The sequence below is a fragment of the Cellulomonas sp. P2_B4 genome, assembly GCF_056404795.1.
Map to the genome: position 1 here is coordinate 199,027 of NZ_JBFUDI010000005.1, position 25,820 is coordinate 224,846.

At 72.9% G+C, this 25,820-nt stretch carries 25 protein-coding genes and 1 riboswitch; of the genes, 11 read left to right on the forward strand and 14 right to left on the reverse strand.

The window, feature by feature from the left end:
• The 3 genes from AC1DZC_RS10280 (at position 1) to AC1DZC_RS10290 (ending at position 1,859) form a co-directional block, all read left to right on the forward strand.
• On the forward strand, positions 1-207 hold the full coding sequence (locus AC1DZC_RS10280; RefSeq protein WP_477037544.1) for a hypothetical protein: 207 nt from the start codon (positions 1-3) through the stop codon (positions 205-207).
• A gap of 189 nt (positions 208-396) precedes the next feature.
• Complete coding sequence (gene sigK / locus AC1DZC_RS10285; RefSeq protein ID WP_477037543.1) at positions 397-1,005, forward strand: ECF RNA polymerase sigma factor SigK; 609 nt, start codon at positions 397-399, stop codon at positions 1,003-1,005.
• A complete protein-coding gene (locus tag AC1DZC_RS10290; protein WP_477043179.1) occupies positions 1,002-1,859 on the forward strand; it encodes an anti-sigma factor in 858 nt (285 codons plus the stop codon). The genes sigK and AC1DZC_RS10290 overlap by 4 nt, the downstream gene beginning before the upstream one ends.
• Before the next feature lie 473 nt (positions 1,860-2,332).
• Here AC1DZC_RS10290 and AC1DZC_RS10295 read toward each other — a convergent pair whose 3' ends face one another.
• Complete coding sequence (locus tag AC1DZC_RS10295) at positions 2,333-3,010, reverse strand: fasciclin domain-containing protein (RefSeq protein WP_477037541.1); 678 nt, start codon at positions 3,008-3,010, stop codon at positions 2,333-2,335.
• 214 nt (positions 3,011-3,224) lie between these two features.
• Between AC1DZC_RS10295 and AC1DZC_RS10300 the strand changes: the two genes are divergently transcribed.
• The 3 genes from AC1DZC_RS10300 to AC1DZC_RS10310 all read left to right on the forward strand — a co-directional run bounded on the left by AC1DZC_RS10300 (position 3,225) and on the right by AC1DZC_RS10310 (position 6,162).
• On the forward strand, positions 3,225-5,141 hold the full coding sequence (locus AC1DZC_RS10300) for a cytochrome c biogenesis protein DipZ (RefSeq protein ID WP_477043180.1): 1,917 nt from the start codon (positions 3,225-3,227) through the stop codon (positions 5,139-5,141).
• A 165-nt stretch (positions 5,142-5,306) separates the two neighbouring features.
• Positions 5,307-5,381, forward strand: a riboswitch (cyclic di-GMP riboswitch).
• Positions 5,382-5,397: 16 nt separating this feature from the next.
• A complete protein-coding gene (locus tag AC1DZC_RS10305; RefSeq protein WP_477037539.1) occupies positions 5,398-5,553 on the forward strand; it encodes a hypothetical protein in 156 nt (51 codons plus the stop codon).
• A gap of 222 nt (positions 5,554-5,775) precedes the next feature.
• A complete protein-coding gene (locus tag AC1DZC_RS10310; protein WP_477037538.1) occupies positions 5,776-6,162 on the forward strand; it encodes an SHOCT domain-containing protein in 387 nt (128 codons plus the stop codon).
• 87 nt (positions 6,163-6,249) lie between these two features.
• Here AC1DZC_RS10310 and AC1DZC_RS10315 read toward each other — a convergent pair whose 3' ends face one another.
• Positions 6,250-8,805 (reverse strand): flippase-like domain-containing protein, encoded by a 2,556-nt coding sequence (locus AC1DZC_RS10315; protein WP_477043181.1) that lies wholly within the window; start codon positions 8,803-8,805, stop codon positions 6,250-6,252.
• 196 nt (positions 8,806-9,001) lie between these two features.
• On the opposite strand from AC1DZC_RS10315, the gene AC1DZC_RS10320 reads away from it, so the two are divergent.
• Positions 9,002-9,577: an HdeD family acid-resistance protein gene (locus tag AC1DZC_RS10320; RefSeq protein ID WP_477037536.1), complete on the forward strand. Its 576-nt coding sequence runs from the start codon at positions 9,002-9,004 to the stop codon at positions 9,575-9,577.
• Here the strand turns inward: AC1DZC_RS10320 and AC1DZC_RS10325 are convergent.
• The 4 genes from AC1DZC_RS10325 to AC1DZC_RS10340 are packed head-to-tail and all read right to left on the reverse strand — an operon-like array spanning position 9,574 to position 13,460.
• On the reverse strand, positions 9,574-10,410 hold the full coding sequence (locus AC1DZC_RS10325; RefSeq protein WP_477037535.1) for a CPBP family intramembrane glutamic endopeptidase: 837 nt from the start codon (positions 10,408-10,410) through the stop codon (positions 9,574-9,576). The genes AC1DZC_RS10320 and AC1DZC_RS10325 overlap by 4 nt on opposite strands.
• Before the next feature lie 50 nt (positions 10,411-10,460).
• Complete coding sequence (locus AC1DZC_RS10330; RefSeq protein WP_477043336.1) at positions 10,461-12,872, reverse strand: heavy metal translocating P-type ATPase; 2,412 nt, start codon at positions 12,870-12,872, stop codon at positions 10,461-10,463.
• Positions 12,873-12,919: 47 nt separating this feature from the next.
• Positions 12,920-13,150, reverse strand: a complete 231-nt coding sequence (locus AC1DZC_RS10335) for a heavy-metal-associated domain-containing protein (protein WP_477037534.1) — start codon at positions 13,148-13,150, stop codon at positions 12,920-12,922.
• Positions 13,151-13,166: 16 nt separating this feature from the next.
• Positions 13,167-13,460 (reverse strand): metal-sensitive transcriptional regulator, encoded by a 294-nt coding sequence (locus AC1DZC_RS10340; protein WP_477043182.1) that lies wholly within the window; start codon positions 13,458-13,460, stop codon positions 13,167-13,169.
• Positions 13,461-13,553: 93 nt separating this feature from the next.
• On the opposite strand from AC1DZC_RS10340, the gene AC1DZC_RS10345 reads away from it, so the two are divergent.
• Positions 13,554-14,012, forward strand: coding sequence for an RrF2 family transcriptional regulator (locus tag AC1DZC_RS10345; RefSeq protein ID WP_477037532.1), 459 nt, complete (start codon positions 13,554-13,556; stop codon positions 14,010-14,012).
• Positions 14,013-14,255: 243 nt separating this feature from the next.
• Here the strand turns inward: AC1DZC_RS10345 and hemL are convergent, their stop codons facing one another.
• From hemL to hemE, 7 genes are all read right to left on the reverse strand, one after another.
• Positions 14,256-15,599, reverse strand: a complete 1,344-nt coding sequence (gene hemL / locus AC1DZC_RS10350) for a glutamate-1-semialdehyde 2,1-aminomutase (RefSeq protein WP_477043183.1) — start codon at positions 15,597-15,599, stop codon at positions 14,256-14,258.
• Positions 15,599-16,534 carry a porphobilinogen synthase gene (hemB, locus tag AC1DZC_RS10355; RefSeq protein WP_477037861.1) on the reverse strand — a complete coding sequence of 312 codons (936 nt, stop codon included), beginning with the start codon at positions 16,532-16,534 and terminating at the stop codon, positions 15,599-15,601. The genes hemL and hemB overlap by 1 nt, the downstream gene beginning before the upstream one ends.
• A gap of 45 nt (positions 16,535-16,579) precedes the next feature.
• Positions 16,580-17,368 carry a uroporphyrinogen-III synthase gene (locus AC1DZC_RS10360; RefSeq protein WP_477037530.1) on the reverse strand — a complete coding sequence of 263 codons (789 nt, stop codon included), beginning with the start codon at positions 17,366-17,368 and terminating at the stop codon, positions 16,580-16,582.
• A complete protein-coding gene (gene hemC, locus AC1DZC_RS10365) occupies positions 17,365-18,285 on the reverse strand; it encodes a hydroxymethylbilane synthase (protein WP_477043184.1) in 921 nt (306 codons plus the stop codon). Before hemC ends, AC1DZC_RS10360 begins: the two co-directional genes overlap by 4 nt.
• Positions 18,286-18,303: 18 nt before the next feature.
• Positions 18,304-18,675 (reverse strand): hypothetical protein, encoded by a 372-nt coding sequence (locus AC1DZC_RS10370; protein WP_477043185.1) that lies wholly within the window; start codon positions 18,673-18,675, stop codon positions 18,304-18,306.
• 171 nt (positions 18,676-18,846) lie between these two features.
• Positions 18,847-20,160, reverse strand: coding sequence for a protoporphyrinogen/coproporphyrinogen oxidase (locus tag AC1DZC_RS10375; RefSeq protein ID WP_477043186.1), 1,314 nt, complete (start codon positions 20,158-20,160; stop codon positions 18,847-18,849).
• Between the two features lie 7 nt (positions 20,161-20,167).
• Positions 20,168-21,232, reverse strand: coding sequence for a uroporphyrinogen decarboxylase (gene hemE, locus AC1DZC_RS10380; RefSeq protein WP_477043187.1), 1,065 nt, complete (start codon positions 21,230-21,232; stop codon positions 20,168-20,170).
• 46 nt (positions 21,233-21,278) lie between these two features.
• On the opposite strand from hemE, the gene AC1DZC_RS10385 reads away from it, so the two are divergent.
• From AC1DZC_RS10385 to AC1DZC_RS10395, 3 genes are all read left to right on the forward strand, one after another.
• Positions 21,279-22,523, forward strand: a complete 1,245-nt coding sequence (locus AC1DZC_RS10385) for a glutamyl-tRNA reductase (RefSeq protein ID WP_477043188.1) — start codon at positions 21,279-21,281, stop codon at positions 22,521-22,523.
• A gap of 170 nt (positions 22,524-22,693) precedes the next feature.
• The gene (locus tag AC1DZC_RS10390) at positions 22,694-23,941 is read left to right on the forward strand and encodes a sensor histidine kinase (protein ID WP_477043189.1); all 1,248 of its coding nucleotides are present in this window, start codon (positions 22,694-22,696) and stop codon (positions 23,939-23,941) included.
• Positions 23,938-24,597 carry a response regulator gene (locus tag AC1DZC_RS10395; RefSeq protein WP_477043337.1) on the forward strand — a complete coding sequence of 220 codons (660 nt, stop codon included), beginning with the start codon at positions 23,938-23,940 and terminating at the stop codon, positions 24,595-24,597. Before AC1DZC_RS10390 ends, AC1DZC_RS10395 begins: the two co-directional genes overlap by 4 nt.
• Positions 24,598-24,720: 123 nt before the next feature.
• On the opposite strand, the gene AC1DZC_RS10400 is transcribed toward AC1DZC_RS10395, so the two are convergent.
• Positions 24,721-25,593 (reverse strand): hypothetical protein, encoded by an 873-nt coding sequence (locus AC1DZC_RS10400; protein ID WP_477043338.1) that lies wholly within the window; start codon positions 25,591-25,593, stop codon positions 24,721-24,723.
• Positions 25,594-25,820: the final 227 nt, after the last annotated feature.

Below are 25,820 nucleotides of genomic sequence, written 5' to 3' on the forward strand. Positions count from 1 at the left end.
ATGGTCGCGCTCACGTACGACGTGCGCACGGTGCGCATCCCGATCCCCCGACTCGTGCTCGGCGCCGGCCGCGAACGACTGCGGCGCCTGCGTCCGTCGGTGACCCCGGCGCCGCACTGGGCGCGCACCGAGCTCGACGCCACCGAGCGTCGACGCGAGGCGCACCGCGACGCGTCGCTGGCGCTGCGGGCGGGTACCGGCGTCTGACGCCGGCATCTTCAGCCCTGCGGGAGCCATCCGGGCGGGTGTCGGTCCCGAACACCCTGTGACACGTCCCGTCGACACCCGGTGCTCCCCATGTCCCTCGTCCCGCCCGCAGCCACGGTGTGCACTGTCGCGCCTGCCCGCGGCCCCGCCGCAGAGCGGGCCGCGGAACGGTGGGGCACACTGGCCCGCGTGGAGCCAGCCTCGAGACCGTCCGGTCCCGCCGCTGATCCCGTCGCGTCCGCACCCGGACCGATCGACACCGCCGAGCAGCTGCTCACGGCCGTCGCCGGCGGGGACGACACCGCGTTCGCCGCGCTCTACGACGTGCTCGGACGCAGCGTGTTCGGCACCTGCCTGGGCGTGCTGCGCGACCCCGACCACGCGGCCGAGGTCGCGCAGGAGGTCTGGGTCGAGGTCTGGCGGCAGGCGCCGCGGTTCGACGCCGGCCGGGGGTCCGCCAAGACCTGGGCGCTGACCCTCGCGCACCGCCGGGCCGTCGACCGTGTCCGCTCGGTGCAGTCGCAGCGCGACCGCGACCAGCGCGACCTCGACCTCAGCGCCGAGCGTCCGTTCGACGTGGTGGCCGACGAGGTCGAGTCCGCCCTCGAGCAGACCCGCGTCCGCGACTGCCTGGGCACGCTGACGCCGACCCAGCACGAGGCCGTCGTCCTCGCCTACTACGGCGGACGGACCTACCGTGAGGTGGCCGACGAGCTGGCCGCGCCGCTGCCGACCGTGAAGTCGCGCATCCGGGACGGGCTGCTCCGCCTCCGCGACTGCTTGGGGGTGAGCGCATGAGCGAGACCCGCCCCGTCGACGACGGGTCGTCCTCCGACGACGTCCGGTCGCTCCTCGGCGCCTACGCCCTGGACGCCGTCGACGCCGACGAGCGGGCCGCGGTCGAGGCCCTCGTGGCCGCCGACCCCGAGGCCGCACGCGAGCTCGCGTCGCTGGTGGCCGTCGCCGCCACCCTCGGCGAMGCCGTCGCCGCCGACCCGCCGCCCGCACTGCGCGCGTCCGTCCTCGACGAGATCGCGGGCGTCCGGCAGGTCGGCCCGCTCGCGGGCCCGCGCCACGCCGCGCTGGAGGTCCCCGCCGCGACGGCGGTCGCCGCGTCCCCGTCGACCCCCGGGACGACGCAGCTGCTGAGGCCGACCGAGACCGTCCCGGAGCCGGCGCCCGTCACCGACCTCTCGTCGCGACGCCGCCCGACGACGCGCTGGTTCGCGATCGCCGCGGCCGTCGTGGTCGGCGCCGCGATCCCGACCGCGCTCGCCGTCCAGCAGATGCAGCGGGCGGACCACCTCGAGCAGCAGCAGCAGGCGCTCGCCGACCTGCTGACCGATCCCTCGGCGGTCGTCGTGCACGGCACGGTGGCCGGCGGCGGGACGGCGACCGCGGTCCTGACCGACTCGCAGGCCCTGCTCGACGCGTCCGGCCTCCCGGACCCGTCGGCGGGGCACGTCTACCAGCTCTGGGTGATCAGCGGCGACGAGGCGGCGTCGGCGGGGATCCTCGCCGAGAGCGGCGGCAGCGCCCGCGCGCTGACGGACGACTTCGCCCCGGGCGACGCCCTCGCGGTGACGGTCGAGCCGGCGGGCGGCTCCGACCAGCCGACGACCGACCCGATCCTGGTCCTCTCCGCCACCTGACGTCCGGCGCGGCGCGGCCCGGTCGGTGCAGGCGAGAGCGGCAGCTCCCCGCGAGAGCGGCAGCTCACCGCGAGAGCGGCAGCTCACCGCGAKAGCGGCAGTTCACCGCGAGAGCGGCAGTTGCTCGTGCCGCTCTTGACACGACATGCCGCTCTCGTCGCGACGAGAGTCAGAGACACGGTGGCGTCGCACCCCGGGGTCCGACGCCCACAGAGCCGGTCAGGAACGTGTCGGCTGCGGTTCCACTGCTGGGTTCCCGCCGCCGTTGCCGTCCGACATCACGACGGCCGTGCCGTCCGCGGTGCCGTGGCTGCGGCGTCGAGAGTTCGGATTCCGTAGCCCGGCAGCTGTCGCGAGCCGACGGCGCGCGGCGCGAGGTCGTCGTCCTGGCACGACGAAACCCCCGCGCCGTACCCAGCGCGGGGGCTTCGTGCTCACCGGTCGTCAGGGGAGAGACCGGGAGGGTGCGGGTGTCACATCGTCGGCATGAGCACCGTGTCGATGAGGTAGACGGTCGCGTTCGCGGTATGGACGCCACCGCAGATGACCTTGGCGCCGTTCACGGTCATCGAGTCGCCGGAGCCGGCGACCTCGACGGTGCCGCCCTCGACGGTCGTCTGCGTGCCGTCGATCATGTCGGGCGAGAGCTGCCCGGGCACCACGTGGTAGGTCAGGATCTTGGTCAGCGTCGCCGAGTCGGTCTTGAGGGAGTCGATCGTCGCGGCGTCGATCTTGCCGAACGCCTCGTCGACCGGGGCGAACACCGTGAACTCGCTGCCGTTCAGCGTGTCGACGAGGTTGACGTCCGGGTTGAGCTGGCCCGAGACCGCCGCCGTGAGCGTGGTCAGGAGCGGGTTGTTCGACGCGGCCACGGCGACGGGGTCGGTCGACATGCCGGTGACGGAGCCGGGTCCGTCCGGGACGGTCGCGGCGTAGTCGGCACAGCCGGGGCCGACGAGGTCTGCGGCCGGGTCGGCCATCATCGCGTCGTCGCTGGCCATGGCGTCCGGTGTCTCCATCGGCGTCGCCATCTCGGAGCTGTCGGAGCCCGCCGTGTCGTCGTTGGACGAGCTGGAGCAGGCGGTGAGCGCGAGGCCCGTGACGCCGGCGATCAGGACGGCGGCGATGCGGGTGCGGTTCGTGGTGCGCATGGTGACTCTCCCTGTGGTCGTGGTCCGGGCGGTGGCCCGGTCGTCCCCTGTCGCAGGGTGGTTCGGGGCAGCCCGCGGCCCGGATGGGTCCGGATCGCCACGAGTTCTCGACGACCGACCCGGCCGCCCGATCGAGCGGGTCCGGCGCTGCCGAGCCGCACGATTGGTGGGCCTGGCAGCCCATCCGGCAGGGGTGCCGCCGCGAACTGACGCCATGGACCTCCTCACGCTCGCGCTCATCGGCCTCGTCGGTGGCCTCATCACCGGCATCTCGCCGTGCATCCTCCCGGTGCTGCCGGTCGTGTTCTTCGCCGGCGGCGTGGAGGCGGCCCGGGACCCGAAGCCGACCTCGAAGAGTCCCGGCGACGCCGAACGCCGGCCCGTCGTCGCGACCCGGACCGCCGCGCCGAAGGGGATGGTCGTGGGCGCGATGGCGCAGCCGTCCTTCCTCACGCGCTCGCCGTCGGCGGGAGACGCCGGCTCCTCCTCGGCAAGCCCGGTCGCCGTGCTCGACGCACCGGAGCCGGACCCGAAGCGTGACCGCGCCGCGGCCCGCCGCCCGTACCTCGTGATCGCCGGCCTGGTCACCAGCTTCACGCTGGTGACGCTCGTCGGCACCGTGGTCCTCAACCTGCTCGGCCTGCCGCAGGACCTGCTGCGCTGGGCGGGGATCGTCGTGCTCGGGCTGCTGGGGTTCGGCCTGCTGGTCCCGCGGTTCGAGGAGCTGCTCGAGCGCCCGTTCCAGCGGCTGACCCCGAACCGGGTGCCGGGCAAGGGACGTGGCGGGTTCGTCCTGGGACTCGGCCTCGGCGCGGTCTACGTGCCGTGCGCGGGCCCGGTGCTCGCGGCGATCACGGTGGCCGGCGCGACCGGCAGCGTCGGCCCGGGCACCGTCGTCCTCACGGTGACGTTCGCGCTCGGCGCGGCGATCCCGCTGCTGATCCTCGCGCTCGCGGGCCGCAGGGTGGCGGAGCGCATCGCGGCGTTCCGGACCCACCAGCGCAGCATCCGCGCCGCGGGCGGGGTGCTGATGATCCTGCTGGCCCTCGCCCTCACGTTCGATGTCACCGACGCGATCCAGCGGGCGCTGCCCGGGTACACCGACGCGCTGCAGTCGAAGGTCGCGTCGAACGAGACCGTCCAGGAGCAGCTCGACCTCGGCGGGCTCGTGACCGCGGAGAACGAGAAGATCGGCGACTGCACGAACAACTCCGCGTCGCTGGAGGACTGCGGGCCGGCGCCGGCGCTGCGCGGCATCGACACCTGGCTGAACACCCCGGACGGCGCCGCCGTGGATCTCGCGGACCTCAAGGGCAAGGTCGTCCTGCTCGACTTCTGGGCGTACTCCTGCATCAACTGCCAGCGCTCGGTCCCGCACGTGACCGCCTGGGACAAGGCCTACCGCGACGCCGGCCTGGTCGTGATCGGGGTGCACACGCCGGAGTACGCGTTCGAGCGCGAGACCCGCAACGTCGTCGACGGTGCGCAGCGCCTCGGCATCACCTACCCGGTCGCCCAGGACAACTCGTACGCCACGTGGACCGCGTACCGGAACCGCTTCTGGCCGGCGCACTACCTGATCGACGCGACCGGGACGATCCGGCAGGTCTCGCAGGGCGAGGGTGGCTACGAGGCGACCGAGAAGCTCATCCGCCAGCTGCTCCAGGACGCCGACCCGTCGGTCACGCTGCCGGCCTCGACGGCGGTCGACGACACGACACCGGTCGACGATGTCACGCAAGAGACGTTCCTGTCGGTGAGCAAACACCGCAACGTCGACGGCGACTACCAGGAGGGCCTGGCCACCTACACCCTCCCTTCCGACCAGAAACCGAACACGATTGCACTCGGTGGAACATGGACCACCGACTACCAGGGGGCGACTGCGGGACCCGATGCGGTCATCCGCCTGCGCTACCACGCCGCGGTCGTTCAGGCTGTAATCGGTGGTAATGGCGCTGTCACGGTACGGATTTCGCGGCCAAATGACGACTCCACCGACGATCTCGTCGTAGATGTCGCCGGATCACCACGGGCGTATCCGCTGGTCAGCGTCTCGGAGACCGCCGAGGGAACCCTCGAGCTGCACGTGCCTGAGGGCGTCCAGGTGTACTCGCTCACGTTCGGATGAGCAGGTCAGAGCGCAGGTCGACCGTCCGGATTGCACCGGGTGAAGGCACAACGAGGGCTCAGGAGGCTCTCAGATACCGCCAACCGGGTGAAATGGACACGTGTCCGAAGTTGAGCGGGTCCGATCTATTCCGTCACGGACACCTGTCCTCTACTGTCAGACCTGTCAGCGAAACGGCAAACCCTCTGCAAGGAGGGGACGCAAAGCCACGGGACCTACACGGTCAGCCGGGCTACCGAACAGACAGGAAAGCCACATGGACCAGCGTGGGTACTCAGTCGACCCGTCCGAGGCATCGCTCCCGGTCAAGAACGCGTTTCCCGCCACCCGCCTCCAGGCGTGGGCCGGACTCGCCGCTCGTGGCAAGGCGATCGAGCTCATCCCGGCGCAGCGCGAGCACGCCGCTGCCTGAGCACTTCACTGCTCAGCAGTAGACAAGACCCCCGGTCACACCGACTCGGGGGTCTTTCTCTGCGCAGAGGCGCAGGGCTGCAGGCCCTTCGACGGGGCCAGAGCCAACCGGGTGCCTCCGGCGACCGATTGTGACGGCCTTGTGCAGATTTTGCGCTTTGTCGGTTAGCCTCAGCCCAGCGGGCCCACCACTCGGGGCGGGTCCAGGTGGAGAGAGGGTCGCATGAACAGCTTTTCTCAGTGGTTCTGGCTGCTGATCTGGTGGTTCCTGTTCGTCGTCTACCTGATGATCCTTTTCCAGATCATCGGAGACCTGTTCCGCGACCACAAGCTCAGCGGCTGGTGGAAGGCGGTCTGGATCATCTTCCTCGTCGTCGCCCCGTTCCTCACCGCGCTGATCTACCTGATCGCGCGTGGCAGGGGCATGGCGGAGCGCCAGGTGAAGGCTGTCGCGGATGCGCAGGCCAGCACGGACGCCTACGTCCGCTCGGTCGCCGGCACCAGCAAGTCGCCCGCCGACCACATCTCCGACGCGAAGGCACTGCTGGACTCCGGCGCGATCTCGCAGGCGGAGTACGACCAGCTCAAGGCCAAGGCGCTCGCCGCCTGACCTGCAGCAGCACAGCAACGAACCTCCGGGCCGGTACGCACGTCGTACCGGCCCGGAGGTCTGTCCGGACCGGGAGCGAGCGTCAGCTCAGAGCTCGCCGCGCTTCTGCAGGTACTGCATCGCGACCCAGCCGATCGGGATGCGCAGCCAGTAGGTGACCACGCGGAAGACCACGGCGATCGAGGTCGCGATACCGGCGTTGATGCCGGTGATGCTGGTGAGCGCACCGGCGAGCGCCAGCTCGATGGTGCCCATGCCGCCGGGCGTCGGGATCAGGGCGCCGGCGGTGTTGCCGACGAGGTAGACGAGCGCCACCTGGATGAGCGTCGCCTCCTGCCCGAAGGCCTGCATCGAGGCGTAGAACGCGAAGATGAAACCGAGGGTCATGAGCAGGTTGCCGGCGAGCGCGAGGGCCAGGCGCCACGGCTGACCGAGGACCTCGATGAGCCGGGGCCAGGTCTGGCGCAGGGTGGGCAGCGTCTTGGCGAGCACCCACTGGCGCACGCGCGGGATCAGCAGCGACGCGGCGACGAGGGCGGCGACGATGCCGATGACGACCAGCACCGCCGGCGAGATCGGCAGCGCGGACTCCTTGTTGCCGGACGCGAGCGTGAGCACGACGAGCAGCCCGAGCGTCACGATGAGCTGGCTGACCTGCACGAGCGCGACGGTCGCGGCCGAGAGCGTGGCCGAGACGCCGCGCTTGGTGAGCATGCGCAGGTTGAGCGCGGCCGGCCCGAGCCCCGCGGGCGCGGCGATGGCGACGAACGCGGCCGCGGTCTGCACGAGGATCGTGGTCCAGAGGCGCAGCTTGACGGGGGAGAACGCGACGAACGCGAGGGCCGCCCCGAGCAGCGTGATCATGCCGAGCACGAACGCCAGCGCGGTCCAGCGCCAGTCGCTCTGGGCCAGGGCGTTCGAGATCTCGTCGATGTTGATCGAGGTGATGACGAACAGCACGGCGACGATCGGCACGACGACGGTGAGCACGGTCCGCGCGCCGAACCGGACCAGCTGCTGCGGCTCGACGTCGGCCTCGGGGAGCCGTGCGACGAGCGCCGAGCGGAGCTCGGCCAGCACCTGCTTGTGCGCGCGCATCTCGTCGCGGGTGAGCCGCGGCAGGGAGATCGTCTGCAGGAGGGGGCCGATGGCACCGATGTCGTGGTCGGGCAGGACGTCGACCGCGGACCCGACCGCCCGCGCCGCGCCGACGCGCAGGGCCAGGAGCGCGACGAGCTGCGTGACGTCCATGCGACGGGCCAGCTCGGACGAGGCGACGTCGCCGAGCTCCCACGACGTGATCCACACGACCGGTCGGCCGACGACGTCCTCGACGAGGATCACGTCGCTGGTCAGCGCGCGGTGTGCGATCCCGGCCTCGTGCGCGAGGCGCAGCTGCGCCCAGATCTCGGCCAGCAGCTCGTCGGTGAACTGCTCGGGGGCCAGGTCGGCGAGCGGAACCGCGTGGCCGGGTCGCTCCTGGACCAGCAGCATCGAGTCGTCGGCCTCGGCCATGCTCAGCAGCTTGGGGGTGCGGACGCCGGCGGCGCGGGCCGCGTAGGCGAGCAGAGCCGCGCGCTCGCTCGCCTGCCGCAGCGAGACGACGGACCGCCCCTCGATGCCGCGCATCCGCAGCGTCCGCCACAGGCGCGTGAGCATGCCGACCACCTGGCGGTCACCGTCGATGACCACGAGGTCGAGCTCGTCGCCGGAGTCGGTGGTGAGCAGGTACACGCGGTCGCGGGTCGAGCGGGTCAGCGCCCGGGCGCCCGGGTCGGTGCCCAGGTCGGGCAGCGGGACCCGGGAGTCGCGGGCCTCGGCGTCGGTGGTCAGGTCGGCGACGCGCACCATGCGCGCGGGCTCGAAGCCGGCGCGGCGGACGCCCCCGACGAGGCTCTCGCCGTAAGCGCGCTCGGAGCGCACGCCCGACAGGTACCGCACGCCCAGACCGGCCACGCGTCCGATGAAGAACGAGACCATCAGGCCGGGCAGCGAGACCCCAGCGGTGATCAGCAGCACGCCGGCCGCGACCCAGAGCAGGTTCCACGACCACTTCACGGTCCGACGACGACCACGGGGTCCGACGACGGTCAGGAGCCCGACCAGCAGCGCGACGTAGCCGGGCAGCGTGACCACCCAGGCGCCGGCGGACCGGATCGACAGGCCGACCGCGAGCTCGTCGGACGCGAAGTTCTCGATGCCGTACCGGACGATCTCGTTGAGCAGCACCGCTACGACGGCGGCCAGCATGCCCTCGAGCAGCTGCCGCCCGAGCCGTCGGATCGCGAGCTCGGTGATCACGGCCAGCGGGACGACGAGGGTCACGAAGCCCTCGAGCACCTGCACGGGCACGAACAGGATCTCGGAGAGCAGGGTGGCGAACCCCTGCACGTCCTCGGCCACGCCGGTCGTCGTGTTGTGCGCGTAGGTGGCCAGCGCCATGACCAGCACGATGGCCAGCGCCGACAGGATCATGCCCAGCAGGTCGCTCGGGTGGTGCACGCGCGCGACCGGGATGTCCACGACCTCGATCGGGGTGCGCACGTCGATGCGGACGGTCGGGATGTCGTCGGGACTCGTCGCGACGTCCGCGGCGGCGGGGTCGGCGGCCGCCGCGCGACTGGCGGACGGCGTCGCGGACATAGGGGCGAGTCTAGGCAGCCTGGCCGCGATCGCCCGGCTCTTGCGCCCCCCGCGCAGGGGTGGTCCTGCGCACACCTGGGCCGACGCTCTGACCTGCGGTCCCGCTGATGCGTAGATGCGGGATTCGACCGGGTCGTTCCACTAGCGTGGCGCACGAGCCGGCGCGAGGGCGCTGTCGCTCCGACTGGAGGCCACGATGTCCACTCCGCTTTCCCCCGCCGAGGCGGCCGAGATCAAGCGCATCTGGTGGGTGCCCGTCCTGCGCGGAGTCTTCCTGCTGATCCTGGGCGGGATCATGCTCGCCAACCCGCTGTGGTCCGTCACCGCGCTCGTCTGGATCTTCGGCATCTTCGCGATCATCGACGGCATCGTCGCGATCGCCGAGTGGTTCACGCAGCGCAAGGAGACCGGAGCCGGCTGGTGGCTGCTCTCCGGCATCGTGAGCCTGGTGATCGGTCTGGTGGCCGTGATCTGGACCGAGAAGACCGCCACGTTCGTGTTCTGGCTGATCGCGATCTGGGTCCTGCTGGTGGGCATCCTGCAGATCATCGCCGCCGTGATCCGCTACCGCGCCAAGGACGACAACTGGAGCTGGATCCTCGCGTCGGGCCTGGTCTCGTTCCTGATCGGCCTGCTGCTCGTCACGCACCCGACGGACTCGGTGAAGTTCATCATCGTGATCCTGGGCCTGTTCGCGTTTGCCGCGGGCGTGCTCCTGGTGGTCGGCGGCTTCGCGGCGAAGAGCCAGGCGAACAAGGCCGTCACCAGCTAGTTGAAGTGCAGCGCTGCCAGCCAGGCGGCGGGTATCAGGGCGTAGCCGACGAACACGACCATGTCCATGATGGTGTGCGCGACGACCAACGGCATGACCCGCCGTCTGCGCGTGTAGTAGAACGCGAACAGCACGCCCATGATCGCGTTGCCGACGAAGCCGCCCCAGCCCTGGTAGAGGTGGTACGAGCCGCGCAGCAGGGCGCTGGCCGCGATCGACGCCGGCACGGCCCACCGCAGCTCGCGCAGCCGCTCCATGAGGTAGCCGACGACGATGACCTCCTCCAGCAGCGCGTTCTGGATCGCCGCGAAGAGCAGGACCGGGATGGTCCACCACGCGGCGTTGAGCGCGGAGGCCTGCACCTCGACGGCGAGCCCGAGCGCCCGCGCCCCGGCGTAGAGCGCCAGACCGGGGATGCCGATGCAGGCGGCCAGCGCGACGCCGACGCCGAGGTCGCGCAGGGGTCGCGTGAACGTGAGGCCGATCCGACGCACCGCGGAGCGCCCGTTGGCGGACAGCAGGTACAGGGCCAGCGCGACCGGGATGAGCGCGAACCCGATCTGCAGCAGCTGGTACGTCAGGTCGAGCCACGGCCGCGGTGACCTGCTCGGGTTCAGGGTCGTCGACTGCGACCCGAGCGACTCCGCGCGCGTTAGCCGGTCGATGATCGCGACCACGGCGTAGATCCCGGACTTGCCGAGCGACAGCCCGAGGACGATCCAGATCTCGGTCGTGAGCCGCCGGCGGTAGGCCTTCTCGCTGATCGGCGGCGTCGCGACGGCGACCGCGCCCTCGGAGGGCAGCCCGGCAGGGGGCGTCGGCGGCGCTGTCATGCTCCGAAGAGTAGGACCCGATGCTGGACGTTCGCTGGACGCCCGCTGGGTCAGCGGAACGAGCGCAGCCGCAGCGAGTTGCCCACCACGAGCACCGACGAGAACGCCATGGCGGCGCCCGCGATCATCGGGTTCAGGAGCCCGAACGCCGCCAGCGGGATGGCCGCCACGTTGTACGCGAACGCCCAGAACAGGTTCTGCTTGATCACGCGCAGGGTCCGACGGGACAGCCGGATCGCGTCGCCGGCCGCGCGCAGGTCTCCGCGCACGAGCGTCACGTCGGCGGCCTCGATGGCCACGTCGGTGCCGGTGCCCATGGCCAGGCCGAGGTCGGCGGTGGCGAGGGCGGCGGCGTCGTTGACCCCGTCGCCGACCATCGCGACCCGCCTGCCCTGCGCCTGGAGCCGCGCGACGACGTCGACCTTGTCGGCCGGGAGGACCTGGGCGAACACGTCCTGGTCGCGGATGCCCACCGCGGCCGCGGCCTGCAGGGCCGCACCGCGGCTGTCGCCCGTGAGCAGGACGGGTCGCAGGCCGAGCGCGCGGAGCTCCTCGACTGCCTGCGCGGACGTCGCCTTGACCGGGTCGCGCAGCACGAGGACGCCGCGTGCGCTGCCGTCCCAGGCGACCATGACCGCGGTCGCGCCATCGGCCTCGGCGGCCTCGAACGGCTGCTGCCACTCGCTCGTCGGAACCCCCTGCGCGGTCAGCCAGGCAGGCTTCCCGACGAGGACGCGCCGGCCCAGCCCGACGCCCGCGTGCGCGGTCCGCACCACTCCCGAGACGCCGTGACCGGCCTCGGCCTGGAAGTCGTGCACCTGGTCGGAGCCGATGACGACACCGTCGCCGCCGGTCTGGCCCTGCTGCTCGGCGACCGAGGCCGCGATCGCCCGGCCGATCGGGTGCTCGGCCAGCTGCTCGACGGCCGCCGCGAGGCGCAGCACCTCGCCGCCGCCCAGCACCTCGACGAGCGCCATCCGGCCCTCGGTGACCGTGCCGGTCTTGTCGAGCACCACGGTGTCGACCGTGCGCGTCTGCTCGAGGACCTCCGGTCCCTTGATGAGGATGCCCAGCTGGGCGCCGCGGCCGGTGCCCACCAGGAGCGCGGTCGGCGTGGCCAGCCCGAGGGCGCACGGGCAGGCGATGATCAGCACGGCGACGGCGGCGGTGAAGGCGGCCTGCGTGCTGCTCCCCGAGAGAAGCCAGATCGCCAGGGTGGCCACCGCCAGGACGAGGACGATCGGCACGAACACGGCCGAGATGCGGTCGGCCAGCCGCTGGACCGGGGCCTTGCCGGTCTGCGCGGCCGCGACCAGGCGCCCGATCTGCGCGAGGCGCGTCTCCTCGCCGACGCGGGTGGCGCGCACCACCAGCGCGCCGGAGGTGTTGATCGTCGCGCCGGTGACCTCGTCGCCGGGGCCGACGTCGACGGGCACGGGCTCGCCGGTCAGCAACGACGTGTCGAGCGCGGAGGTGCCGCTGACGACGACGCCATCGGTGGCGACCTTCTCGCCGGGCCGCACGACGAACTCGCTGCCTGCCGTGAGCTGCGCGATCGGTACGCGTCGCTCGGTCCCGTCGACCAGGAGCGCGACGTCCTTGGCGCCGAGGTCGAGCAACGCGCGCAGGGCGTCGCCCGCGCGGCGGCGCGAGCGGTGCTCGGCGTACCGGCCGGCCAGCAGGAACGTGGTGACGACGGCCGCGACCTCGAAGTAGAGCTCGGGCACGGCCATCTCGCTGTCCGCGGCCGGCCAGAGCGACGGGGTCATCGTCGTGCCGAGCTCGCCGGCTCCCCCGAAGAGCAGGGCCCACAGCGACCAGCCCGTCGCGGCGATGATCCCGATGGAGACGAGCGTGTCCATGGTCGACGCGCCGTGCCGGGCCGCGCGGGCGGCGGCCCGGTGGAACGGCCAGGCGCCCCAGGTGGCCACCGGCAGCGCGAGGGCCGCGACGACCCACTGCCAGCCGGTGAACTGCAGCGCGGGGATCATCGAGAGCAGCAGCACCGGGACGCTCAGCACCGTGGCGACGCGCAGGCGCCTGCGCAGATCGCTGCCGCGCGCGTCCGTCGGGGCGGACGTGTCCTCGTCAGGGTCCATGTCATGACCGGGTGCCATCGAGTGCCCCGACAGCGCGTGCTCGTATGGGTCCATGTCGTGCCCGGCCATCGTGTGGCCGGACATGTCGTGCCCGGACATCCCGTGGTCCGCGAGGTCGTGACCGGGCACCTCGGGCGCCACGGGGGCGTGGTGGTGGGCGGGGGGCGTCGACGTGCGGGTGACCGTGGCGTCGTAGCCCGCGGAGCGGACCGCGGCGATCAGCGCGTCGGTGTCGGGCAGCGGCGCGCCCTCGTCGGAGAGCCGGACGTGCGCCGACTCCAGCGGGAGGTTCACCGTGGCCTCGACCCCGGGCAGGCGGTTGAGCTTGCGTTCGACGCGCGCGACGCAGGAGGCGCAGGTCATGCCCTCGATCGCGAGGTCGACGGTGTGCGGGGCGTGCTGGTCGGTCGTCACAGCAGGGACCGCCTCGGCGTCACCGCGTACCCCGCCTCGACGACGGCCTCGGCGATGTCGTCGGGGGCGAGCGGGCTGTCGGAGGTGACGGACACGGTCGACGAGCCGCCGACCGTCAGCTGGATGACGACGTCGTGGACGCCGGGGAGGGCGGACAGCTCGGAGGTGACCGCGGAGACGCAGTGGCCGCAGGTCATGCCGTCGACGCCGAAGGTGGTGGTGGACATGGTGGTCTCCTCGGGCTCAGGAACGGACGAGACGCGCGATGGCGTCGGAGGCCTCGCGGACCTTGGCCGCGCCCTCCTCGGGGGACTGGCGGGCGGCGTCGACGACGCAGTGCGCGAGGTGGTCCTCGACCAGGCCGATCGAGACGGCTTGGAGCGCCTTGGTCACCGCGGCGATCTGGGTGAGCACGTCGATGCAGTAGACGTCCTCGTCGACCATCCGGGCGATGCCGCGGACCTGCCCCTCGACGCGTCGCAGGCGCTTGAGGTAGTCGTCCTTGGCGTCGGTGTAACCGGGCGTGTGAGGCTGCATCGTGGTCTCCAGAGGGTGAAGGTTGCTCGTCGGCTGCAACCAACATACCCCTAGGGGGTATTCCCGCCGTCGGGAACCGGCACAATCGTCGGCATGCGGGTATCGGCGAAGGCGGACTATGCGGTGCGTGCGTGCGCCGAGCTGGCGGCGTCCCCGCAGGGTGACCCGGTGCGCGCCGACGACCTGGCCGTCGGGCAGCAGCTGCCGGTCGCGTTCCTCGAGCGGATCCTCGGCGACCTGCGCCGCGGTGACGTGGTCGCCTCGGTCCGCGGGCGCTCGGGCGGCTACCGCCTGGCGCGCCCCGCCGACCAGATCACGCTCGCCGACATCATCCGGGCCGTCGACGGCCCGCTGGTCACCGTCCGCGACGAGCGCCCGACCGCCCTGGAGTACGCCGGATCGGCCCAGGCCCTGCTCGAGGTCTGGGTCGCACTGCGCGTCAGCGTCCGCGACGTCCTCGACCGGGTGACGCTCGCCGGCCTGGTCTCGGGCGAGCTCCCGCCCGAGGTCCACGAGCAGGCCGCCCGCGCCGACGCCTGGGTCAACCCGTAGCGATCAAGCCCGGCCCGACGCGGTTCGTCGCGAGCAGGAGCCCCCGCGCACTTCGTCGCGACCCTGCCTGTGTCGACCTAGCCGCATCTGGGACACGAGTAAACGCGTGGGGTGTCTCGGGTGCCTCAGGAGCCGCCATCCGTCACAAGTGCGGCTAGGTCCGCACGGGACGGGGTCGCGACGGCGACCGCCTGGACACGACGAAGCCCGCGCCGGCGTGGCGCGGGCCCGGTCGAAGCGTCCCTACGGCTGTGTCGCGGTCGCGGCGGCGTGCACGGCCGCCGGGAGGGCGCTGACGATGCGGTCGACCGCGGAGTCGTCGTGCGCGGCCGAGACGAACCAGGCCTCGAACGGCGAGGGCGGTGCGTAGACGCCGGAGTCCAGCAGCGAGTGGAAGAACGGCGCGTACCGCCACGACTCGGTGGCCAGCACGGAGGCGTAGTCGCGGGCACCGTGACGGGCGGCGTCGGCGCCGAAGAACGTGCTGAACAGGTTGCCGGCCCACTGGATCGTGTGCGGCAGGCCCTCGTGGGCCATCGCGGCGTTGAGCTCGGCGCGCAGCTGCGCGGAGACGGCGTCGACGCGCTCGTACACGGACTGGTCGGCGGCACGCAGCGTGGCCAGGCCGGCGGCGGTGGCCACCGGGTTCCCGGAGAGCGTGCCCGCCTGGTAGACGGGGCCGACGGGGGCCAGCTGGGACATGACGTCGCGGCGACCACCGAGCGCGGCGACGGGCAGGCCGCCGCCGATGACCTTGCCGAACGTGTACAGGTCGGCGGACCAGCCCTCGCGGAGGCCCTCGAGCCCCCACCAGCCGGAGTACCCGACCCGGAAGCCGGTGAGCACCTCGTCCTGGATGAGCAGCGCGCCGTGCTCGAGGGTCAGGCGGCGCAGGGCCGCGTTGAACCCGGGCAGAGGCGGGACGACGCCCATGTTGGCGGGTGCCGCCTCCATGATCACGGCGGCGATCCGCGGACCGTGCATGGTGAACGCGGTCTCGACGGCCTCGACGGAGTTGTAGGGCAGCACGATCGTCTCGGCGGCGACCGCGGCGGAGACCCCCGCGGAGTCGGGCAGGCCGAGGGTGGCGACGCCCGAGCCGGCGGACGCCAGCAGCGCGTCGACGTGCCCGTGGTAGTTGCCGGCGAACTTGATCACGACGTCGCGGCCGGTGAAGGCGCGCGCCAGACGCAGAGCGGTCATGGTCGCCTCGGTGCCGGTGGACACCAGGCGGACCTTCTCGGCCGGCGGCACGCGGAAGCGGATCTCGTCGACGAGCTCGACCTCGGTGACCGTCGGGGCGCCGAAGCTCAGACCGCGGGCGGCCGCCTCCTGCACGGCCTCGACGACGGCGGGGTGCGCGTGACCCAGGAGCGCTGGGCCCCACGAGCCGACGAGGTCCACGTACTCGTTGCCGTCGACGTCGGTGACGTAGGCGCCGCGGGCGGACGCGAGGAACCGGGGCGTGCCGCCGACGTTGCCGAACGCTCGCACGGGCGAGTTCACCCCTCCGGGGATGACGGCCTGCGCGCGCTCGAAGGCGGCAGCGCTCGTCGTCAGGTCCGAGGTGGTGGCGTGGACACTCATCAGATCTCCTCTGCCAGCCATCCGGCCAGCTCAGTCGCAGAGTACGTAAGCACGTTGTCGGCACCTGCGCGGCGGATGCTGAGCACAGACTCAAGGATCGCCCGTCTGCGCTCGATCCACCCCCGTTCGGCCGCAGCCTCGATCATCGCGTACTCCCCCGACACCTGGTAGGCCGCGACGGGAACGGTGCTCGTCGCGGCGACGTCGGCGAGGATGTCGAGGTACGCGAGCGCGGGCTTGACCATGACGACGTCGGCCCCCTCGGCGATGTCGATGGCCACCTCACGGACGGCTTCGCGACGATTCGCGGGGTCCATCTGGTAGGTCCGCCGATCCCCGTCGAGCTGGGACTCCACGGCGTCACGGAAGGGTCCGTAGAAGGCGGAGGCGTACTTGGCGGCGTACGCGAGGACCGCCACGTCGGAACGGCCCGCGGCGTCCAGCGCGTCCCGGACGTACCCGACCTGGCCGTCCATCATCCCGGACAGGCCGACCATATGAGCGCCTGCCGACGCCTGGGCCAGGGCCATCTCGGCGTACCGGACGAGGGTCGCGTCGTTGTCGACGACGCCCGAAGGGGTGAGGACCCCGCAGTGGCCGTGGTCGGTGAACTCGTCGAGGCAGAGGTCGGCCTGCACGACGAGCGCGTCGCCCACCTCGGCGACCGTGTCGGCGATCGCGACGTTGAGGATCCCGGTCTCCGACGTGGCCTGCGAGCCGACGGCGTCGCGCTCGAGAGGGATGGCGAAGAGCATCACGCCGCCGAGGCCCGCGCCTGCGGCCTCGGCGACCGCCTTGCGCAGCGAGTCGCGCGAGTGCTGGACCACGCCCGGCATCGACGCGATCGGGCGCGGCTCGGTGAGTCCCTCCTTGACGAACACGGGCAGGACGAGCTGCGAGGCGTGCAGGCGCGTCTCCGCCGTCAGCCTCCGCATGGCCGGCGTCGAGCGCAGACGGCGGGGGCGGATGCGTCGGTTCACTCAGTCCTCCTCGGGGCTGGGGATCGGTTCGGGCATCGCGGTGTTCGCGGCCTTGGCCAGCGCGTCGACGAGGCCGGTCATGGTCTGCTCGGTGGCGACGCCCGCGAGCGGGAGTCCCAGGCGGGCGGCCTCGGCGGCGGTCGTCGGGCCGATGCCGACCAGCAGGGTGCTCGTCGGCGGCGGGCCGAGCTGGGTGTTGAGCTCGCGGACCGTGCTGGCCGAGGTGAGGAGGGCACCGCGGATCGTCCCGTCCACCCACGCCTCGCGGATCTCGGCGCTGGGTGCCTCGGCGGAGACCGTGCGGTACGCGACGACGTCGTCCACCTGCCAGCCGCGGGCGCGCAGGCCGTCGGCGAGCGTCGGTGCGGCGAGGTCGCCGCGGGGGAACAGGACCCGGTTCCTGGCGCCGGGCGCAGGGAACTGCGCGACCAGCGCGCTCGCGGTCGACTCGCCGCGCGGGACCAGGTCGACGTGGACGCCGGCCTCCCGCAGCGCCCGGGCGGTGCCCGGTCCGACGGCGGCGACGTGCGTGTACGCAGGGGTCAGCCCACGCTCGACGAGGATCGGCACGGCGGCGGCGCTGGTCACCACGAGCCACTCGTACCAACCCGCCTCGAGCGCGAGCAGGGTGTCGTCCAGCGGCTGGGTGTCCTCGGGCGGCACCGTCTCGATGAGCGGCACGACGACGGCCTCGGCGCCTGCGGCGGCGAGCGCGACGACGGCCGGGCTGCGCCCCGCGGTGGGACGGGGGACCAGCACGCGCCAGCCGGTGAGCGGCAGGGTGGTCATCGCAGGCCCGCCAGGTCCGCGGCGCCGTGCTCGAGGAGCTCGTCGGCGAGGGCGCTCCCGAGTGCCCGCGCGTCGTCCTCGGTCTCGGCCTGCGCGGACAGCCCGCGCTTGAGCGTCGCCGTGCCGTCCGGGCGCGCGACGACAGCATCGAGGCGAATCGTCGAGCCCCGGAGCGACGCCCAGGCACCGATCGGTGCCGCGCAGCCCGCCTCCAGCCGGGCGAGCAGGGCGCGCTCGGCCGTCACCGCGAACCGGGTGGGCCGGTGGTCCAGCGCACGCAGGGCGTCCGCGAGCGGACCGTCGACGTCCGCCCGGACCTCGATGGCCAGCGCGCCCTGCCCGGGTGCCGGTGCCATGACGTCCGGGCCGAACGCCTCGGTCACGGCGTCGAGGCGTCCCAGACGCGCGAGGCCGGCACGCGCCAGGACCACCGCGTCGAGGTCGGTCGCGATGCGGCCCAGGCGGGTGTCGACGTTCCCGCGGATGTCGACGACGTCGAGGTCGGGCCGGGCGGCGAGCAGCTGGGCCCGGCGCCTCGGCGAGCCGGTGCCCACGCGAGCGCCCAGGGGCAGGTCGGCAAGCTTGAGGCCGTCGCGGGCGCAGAGGGCGTCGGCGGGGTCCTCGCGCACCGGGATCGCGCCGATGACCAGACCCTCGGCGTCGCYCGTCGGCAGGTCCTTGAGCGAGTGGACCGCGACGTCGCAGCGGCCGTCGAGCAGGGCGTCGCGCAGGGCGGTCACGAACACGCCCGTGCCGCCGAGGCTCGACAGGGAGCCCTTGAGGCGGTCGCCGTCGGTGCGGATGTGGACGGTCGAGAGGGTCAGGTCGCCGGCGGCGGCGAGCGCGTCGACCACGTGACCTGTCTGCGTCGTCGCGAGCGCGCTGGCACGCGTCCCGACGAGCACCTGCTGAGGCATGTCGTCCAGTCTCTCTCTCTACCTGCGCCGCGCGAAACGCCAGGCGACCGGGGCGACCACCAGGACCACGCCGACCACGACGAGCCCGAACGCCCACCACGTGCTGCTGGGGTCGAACAGCTCGGTCGTGACGCCGGGCTCCTGCGTCCAGTGGCACGTCAGCCCGGCCGGCAGGAAGTGCCGCGTGACGGTCACCGGACCGAGGTCGGTGCCCGGTGCGACGTCCCGCGCGGTGGTGCACTGCTGTACCGCGTCCCACGGCCCGAGCAGGGGCAACACGTACGCGACCAGGCCCAGGAGCACGAACAGCAGACCGAACGCGACCGTCAGGGCGGGCAGCAGGCAGCCGACCACCCGGCTCGGTCGGGCGGGCACGGTCTCCGGGGTCATTGCCGACGACGCTAGCGGGTGCCGTGGGAATTCGTCGCGACCCGGTCCTGACAAACTGTCAGCATATTCCCGTGAGGGCACCCTAAGAATGTGAGCGACGTCATTCTGTGAGTTTTGACGACGAGTCGTCAGAAAGTGATTTGCGGCGTCTTTTGTGTGACGCGCCTCGCATTAGCCGACGGCGCGCGCGGCGGCCTGCGCGTCGGGCACCACGGACGCGAGGCCGTTGCCCGCGACCCACGCCCCGCAGACCGCCAGACCGGGCAGCTCGGCCACGGCCGCGCGCACCTGCGCCACGGCCGCCCGGTGCGCCGCGCTCGGCCGTGGCAGCGCCTGCGACCACTGCACGGTGGCGTGCCCGCGGACCTGCTCCTCGGTGAGCGGGACGCCGAGCAGCACGCTCGCGTCGGCGAGCGCGGTACGGACCGTCGGCTCGGGGGCGTCCTCGCCTGCCCGGCCGTAGGAGAGCCGGACGACGTGCCGTCCGTGGCCGGCTGCGCGCGCGAGCCAGGCCCACTTGGCGGTGGCGTGCGTGAGCGCCTTGGCCGTGACGTCGGCGGAGCCGGGCGGGACCAGGACGCCCGTGCCGCGGGGCGCGTCGTCGAGCGCGGGCGCCTCGAGCACGAGCGTGACCAGGCTTACCTCGGCGCCGGGGTCGGTCGTGATCCCGGTGAGCCCGAGCAGCGCGGGCGCCTGGGGAGTCGCCAGGACCAGCCGAGGGGCGCTCTCGGTGCTCACGTGCCAGGCGTCGTCGGACCGCTGCACGCCGCTGACCGGCGAGCTCGTCCGGATCTCGCCGCCGCTGCGCCGCAGGTCGGCGACGAGCGCGTCGACCAGGCGGTGCATCCCGCCCTCGATCCCCTGCGCGGCCGCCCCGGCCGGCGTGCTCGCGCGCATCGTGCGCACGGCGCGCGCCAGGGACCCGCGGTCGCGCGCCGCGGACAGGCCGGGCGCGACCGCGTCCACGGCGAGGTCGTCGGGGTCGGYCGCGTGGACTCCGCCGACGATCGGTCGCACGAGCCGGTCCACGACGCGGCTGCCCATGCGTCGCCTGACCAGAGCGCCGAGCGTGGGCGGGTCGTCGGACCGCGGCAGGACGAGGTCGAGCGAGGCCCGCGCGGCGCCCACGAGGCCGAGGGTCTGCCGGACGTCCCGCGCCCACGGGTGGCCCGGGATGCCGAGCAGGCCGGTGCGCGGCAGGGGGCCGTCGCCGGACGGCAGGTGCACCCAGGAGCCGACGCGTTCGGGCGAGACGACCGGGAGGCCGAGCTCGCTCAGCAGCGGCGCGACGACGCCCTGGCGGGTCGCGAACGACTCCGCCCCGGCGTCGAGGCGCAGGCCGTCGACCGTGTGCCCGCGGACGGCCCCGCCGGGCTCGGGTGCGGCCTCGAGCACCAGCACCCGGTGCCCCTCCAGGGCGAGCGACCGGGCAGCGACGAGGCCGGCGACCCCGCCGCCGACGACGATCGCGTCCCAGGTGCTCATCGAGGGTTCAGAGCCCGTGGACCAGCTCGACCACGCGCGTCAGCACGGTCGGGTCGGTGTCCGGCGGGACGCCGTGGCCGAGGTTCACCACGTGCCCGGGCGCGACCTCGCCGCGGGCCACGACGTCGCGGACGTGCGCCTCCAGCACGGGCCACGGAGCGGCGAGCAGGGCGGGGTCGATGTTGCCCTGCAGCGGCGTCGTGCCGCCCAGGCGACGGTTCGCCTCGTCCAGGTGCAGGCGGTAGTCGACGCCGATGACGTCCGCACCGACGTCGCGCATCGCGCCCAGCAGCTCGCTCGTGCCGGTGCCGAAGTGGACCTTCTTCACGCCCAGGTCGGCGATGTGGCTCAGGGCCCGCGACGAGGCGGGAGCGACGTGCGCCGTGTAGTCGGACAGGCCCAGAGACCCCGCCCAGGAGTCGAACAGCTGCGCGGCGCTGGCCCCGGCCATCACCTGCGCGCGCAGGAAGGCGCCCGTGACGTCGGCGGCCCAGTCGGTCAGCTCGGCCCAGGTGACCGGGTCGGAGTGCATGAGCGTGCGCGCGGCCAGGTGGTCGCGCGACGGACCGCCCTCGACGAGGTACGCGGCCAGCGTGAAGGGCGCGCCGGCGAACCCGATGAGCGGGGTGCCGCCGAGTACGTCGACCGTGAGCGCGACGCCCTCGGAGACGGGCGTCAAGGCCTCGGGGGTGAGCGGCCCGAGGTCTCTGAGGCGAGCGACGTCGTCCTTGGACCGCACGGCCGACCCCATGACCGGGCCGACGCCCGGCTTGATCTCCACGTCGACGCCCGCGAGCTTGAGCGGGACCACGATGTCGGAGAAGAAGATCGCCGCGTCGACGTCGTGCCGGCGGACCGGCTGCAGGGTGATCTCGCTCGCCAGCGACGGGGTCAGGCACGCGTCGAGCATCGCCGTGCCCTCGCGCGCCGCCCGGTACTCCGGCAGCGACCGCCCGGCCTGTCGCATGAACCACACCGGCCGTCGGGAAGGGCGCTCGCCGGAATATGCACGGACCAGCGAAGAATGCGCCGTGCGGCCGTCGACGAGCGGGTGCGAGGAAGGAAGGTTCACGTCTGCGATTGTGCCGGACAAATGAACAGATGATTGAATCGGGCACGTGGTGCTGCTGTCCCTCGCCGCCAGTCACCACGACCTCGACCTCGATGTGCTGGAACGTCTCTCGTCGGACGTCCAGGCCGTCGCGTCCGAGCTCGTGCACTCCGCTGCGTCCGTGTCCGGTGCCGTCGTCCTGGCGACGTGCAACCGGTTCGAGCTGTACCTGGAGGTCGACGACGCGCAGGACACCCCGCAGGCCCGTGCCGCCGCCGCCGCGACCGTCGCCCAGCGTTCGGGCTACACGGAGGACCAGGTGGTCTCCCACCTGCGGGTTCTCAGCGGGACCGTGGCCGCCGAGCACCTGTTCGCCGTCGCGAGCGGGCTCGACTCGATGGTCGTCGGCGAGCGCGAGATCGCGGGCCAGGTCCGCCGGGCGCTGACCACGGCACGCCGCGAGGGGACCACCACGAGCGGTCTGGAGTCCCTGTTCCAAGCGGCCTCGCGCGTCTCGCGGGACGTCGAGGCGCGCACCGGCCTGGGTGCCACCGGGCGCTCCGTGGTGGGCGTCGCGCTCGACATCGCCGAGTCCGAGCTGCCCGACTGGCCCGCGGTCCGCGTCGTGCTCATCGGCACCGGCTCCTACGCGGGCGCCTCCCTCGCTCAGCTCAAGGCCCGCGGCTGCACCGACATCCGCGTGTTCTCCACCACAGGTCGCGCCCGCGCGTTCGCCGCCGCACGCGGGGTCCGGTCCCTGCCCTCCGGCGCCGACCTGGCCGCCGAGGTCTCCGACGTCGACCTCGTCGTCGCGTGCAGCGGGGCCGCGGGTGCCGTCCTCGGGGTCGACGCGCTCGCGGCCGCCCGCCTGCAGGGCGCGCGCCCTCTGACGGTGGTGGACCTCGCCCTGCGGCACGACGTGGACCCCGGCGTCCGGTCGCTGCCCGGCGTTCGCCTGGTCAGCCTGCACACCGTCGCCGAGTACGCGCCCGCCGAGCACTCCGCCGTCGGTGCCGCGCACGAGGTGGTCACCGCCGCGGCCGACGCCTACGAGGCCGAGCGCCGCGTCCGCGAGTGGAACCCGGCCGTGGTCGCGGAACGCACCCGCGTGCTCGGCGGCCTCGAGAGCGGGCTCGTGGACCTCTCCGACGAGCGTGCGGTCCGGGCCCTGCGTCGCCGCACCCGCGCGACCCTGCACGGCCCGACCGTCCGCGCCCGCGAGGCCGCCCGCGCCGGTGACGCCGCCACCTACGCGCAGGCGCTCGCCGAGCTGGCCTCGATCCCGGTCCCGTCGCTCACCGACGCGGTCTGAGCGCACGACCCGACCGACGGACGTCCGCACCACCCACGGATCCCCGTGCACCACCCTCCGCGAGCCGCCTCGACCCTCCGTCGGCGATGGGCGCCCCTCCACCGCTGGGGGGACCCGGAGCAGCCCGCGCGGCTGATCCCGTGCCGCGTCGTGCCTCCTAGGCTGCTCGTGTGTCCACTGCCGCCGAGATCCGGGTGACCCCCGTCCCCGAGGAGCTGCTGCACCCGCAGCTCCAGGCGTGGTCGCGGACCTGGCGGTACCTGCTGGCAGTGTTCGGTGGGCTGGTCGCGTGGGCGCTGACGTCGGCCGAGCAGCTGAGCTCGGTGCCGAGCGCCGCCGAGCAGGACATCATCGGGATCTGGCTCGTGGCCGACCTGCTCCTGGGCGCGGTGTCGGTCGCGCTGCTCCCGCTGCGGCGCAAGCGCCCGTTCCTCGTCGCGTGCGTGACCATCGCCTGCACCGCCTTCTCGACGGCGAGCGTCGGTGCAGCGACCCTGGCCGTCGTCTCGATGGCCACGTGGCGGCGCCGCAACTGGGTGATCGTGACGGCGGTCGCGTGGTTCGCCTCGGGAATCCTCTCCCTGTTCGTCTTCACCGCCCGCGGTGTGGCCCCGACGGACGACAACCTCTACGCGCAGCTGGCGAACCAGCTGCTCAGCCTCGTCTTCTTCGGCCTGGCGATCGTCACCGGCTTCTACGTCCGGGCCCGGCGCGAGCTCGTCGCGTCCCTGAACGAGCGCCTGCTCACGGCCGAGCGCGAGCAGGCCCTGACGACAGAGGCTGCGCGCGACGCCGAGCGGACCCGCATCGCCCGCGAGATGCACGACGTGCTCGCTCACCGGATCTCCCTGGTCGCGATGCACGCCGGCGCGCTGGCCTACCGCGAGGACCTGACCCGCGACCAGACCGCCGAGACCGCCGCGACGATCCAGGCCAACGCGCAGCTTGCCCTCGCCGAGCTGCGGCAGGTGCTCGGCGTCCTACGGGCCGGACAGGTGGCCGACGGGGTCGAGGCTCCCCAGCCCACGCTCGCCGAGCTGCCCGCGCTGATGGCCGACGTGCGCGAGGCGGGCTCGCAGGTGGGGCTCGACGTGCTCGGCCTGCGCGAGCGCGACCTCGCCAGCATCCCCGTGACCCTGTCGCGCACCACGTTCCGCATCGTCCAGGAGGCGCTGACGAACGCCCGCAAGCACGCGCCCGGCCAGCCGGTGTCGCTGCGGCTGGCCGGCGAACCCGGAGCGTTCCTCGAGGTCGAGGTGCGCAACCGGGTCGGGGTCGCGGTGGTCGGCGGCGGGCCCGCGGGTGTCGGACTGACGGGCATGACCGAACGGGCCGAGCTGGCCGGCGGAGCACTGGCGTACGGAGGACAGCCCGATGGGTCGTTCCTGGTGAGAGCGAGGTTGCCGTGGAGTCCGTGACACCGAGCCCGTCACCCATTCGGGTCCTGCTCGTCGACGACGACCGACTGGTGCTCGCCGGCCTGCGGATGATCCTCGGCGGCGCCCCCGACCTGGAGATCGTCGGCGAGGCGGCCGACGGGCAGGCGGGGATCGAGCTCGTCGCCAAGGAGCGGCCGGACGTGGTCCTCATGGACATCCGGATGCCGCGGATGGACGGCCTGCAGGCCACCCGGGCGCTGCGCGGGTCGGGAACCCGCGTCATCGTGCTGACCACGTTCGACACCGACGAGATGGTGCTCACCGCGCTGCAGAACGGCGCGTCGGGGTTCCTGCTCAAGGACACGCCGCCCGTCGAGCTGATCGCCGCGGTCCGTCGCGTCGCGGCCGGTGACCCGATGCTCTCGCCGAGCGTCACGTCCCAGCTGATCGCCGCCGTCACCAAGCCGCAGGACGACGAGCGCCGACGAGCCGCCCGCTCCGCGATGGCGCGGCTGACCGACCGCGAGCGCGAGGTGGCGGTCGCCGTGAGCGAGGGCAAGACGAACTCCGAGATCGCGCGCGACCTCTACATGGGTGTCGCGACCGTCAAGACCCACGTCGGCAGCCTGTTCACCAAGCTGCGCGTGACGAACCGCGTCCAGGTGGCCCGCTTCGTCCACGACGCGCAGGAGTGAGTCTGGACCTCGCGCCGGACATGGAGCGTGCCGGGCCAGAACGGGGGGGAGGGTCTGGCCCGGCACGCGCCCGTCGGAGCCTCGACATCGTCGTCGGGACCCCAGATCGGGGTGTTGCAAGGGTTAGCTGGAGCGGACGACCTGCTGCTGCGCGGCAGGCCCGGGGGCCCACGTGTGCGGCACGACCTGGTTGGTCTGGATGTCCGTCAGCTCCGCAGCGTAGACGATTCCTTCGTACACGCCAGCCTCGACGCGGTTGAGCTGCAGGCGCTCCGCGCGCTCGATGTCGTCGCCCAGGTGCGAGATCCGTGCGACGACGTAGCGCTGCGCGTCCTGCCACTGGTCGACCACGCGAACGTGCAGGCCGTTCCACCGGGCGGTGAGGTCCAGCTCGAACAGCTCGCTGACCTCGTCGCGAGCGACGCGACGGAACCAGCGTCCCGACGGCGACTGGTGGAACCCGGTCTCGGCGAGCGGCGGGTTGGCCAGGGCGAGGACGACGGTGTGGCCGTTGTCGACGACGTCGGCCTCGAGGTAGGCGCCGTGCCACTTCGCTACGGGGCCGACGCAGCGCGAGAGCGATGCCAGCGACGGGCGCGGTGCGCCCAGCTGCGTCACGGTCCAGCCGGCGCCGACGTCGCCGTAGCGGGCCAGGAGCGTGGACGTGCCGTTGTCGTAGATGCGGACGAGCTCGGCGCCCGGGGGGATGCGCGAGTGGCGCAGCCACCACAGCGGAAGGATGTAGCCCGGGACGTCGCGGTACTGGAGCTGCGGGGAGCTCTCGAAGCGCAGGACGTCGATGGACCGGTCGTAAGGGCTGAACGGTGAGCCCTCGTAGCCGAGGCCGTGGACCTCGAACAGCTGTGCCGGAGTGGTCGCGAACGCGACGTCCTCGGCGCGCACGACATACCCCGCCAGGCGATCGTGGCCCGCTGTGAGGTGCGCGCGGGTCAGCGCTGGCGTGATCGCCTTCTGCATGAGCGTCACGATGGGCATCCTTGCCATGAGGGGATGAACAGGATGAATCGAGGGGATGAACCGGATGAAAAGGACGGCTCGGTGCACGATTGTGCAGGCCGTACCGGGCACCTGTCCAGATGGCGACACGCATCCGGGTGACGTAGCAGGTCAGGGCCCTGTTCTCGTCTCACGAACGCGCACACGAACGAGTGAAAACTTCTGCCGAAACTCGGACAAAAGAGCCCAGGTCGCGCGCTGGGTCT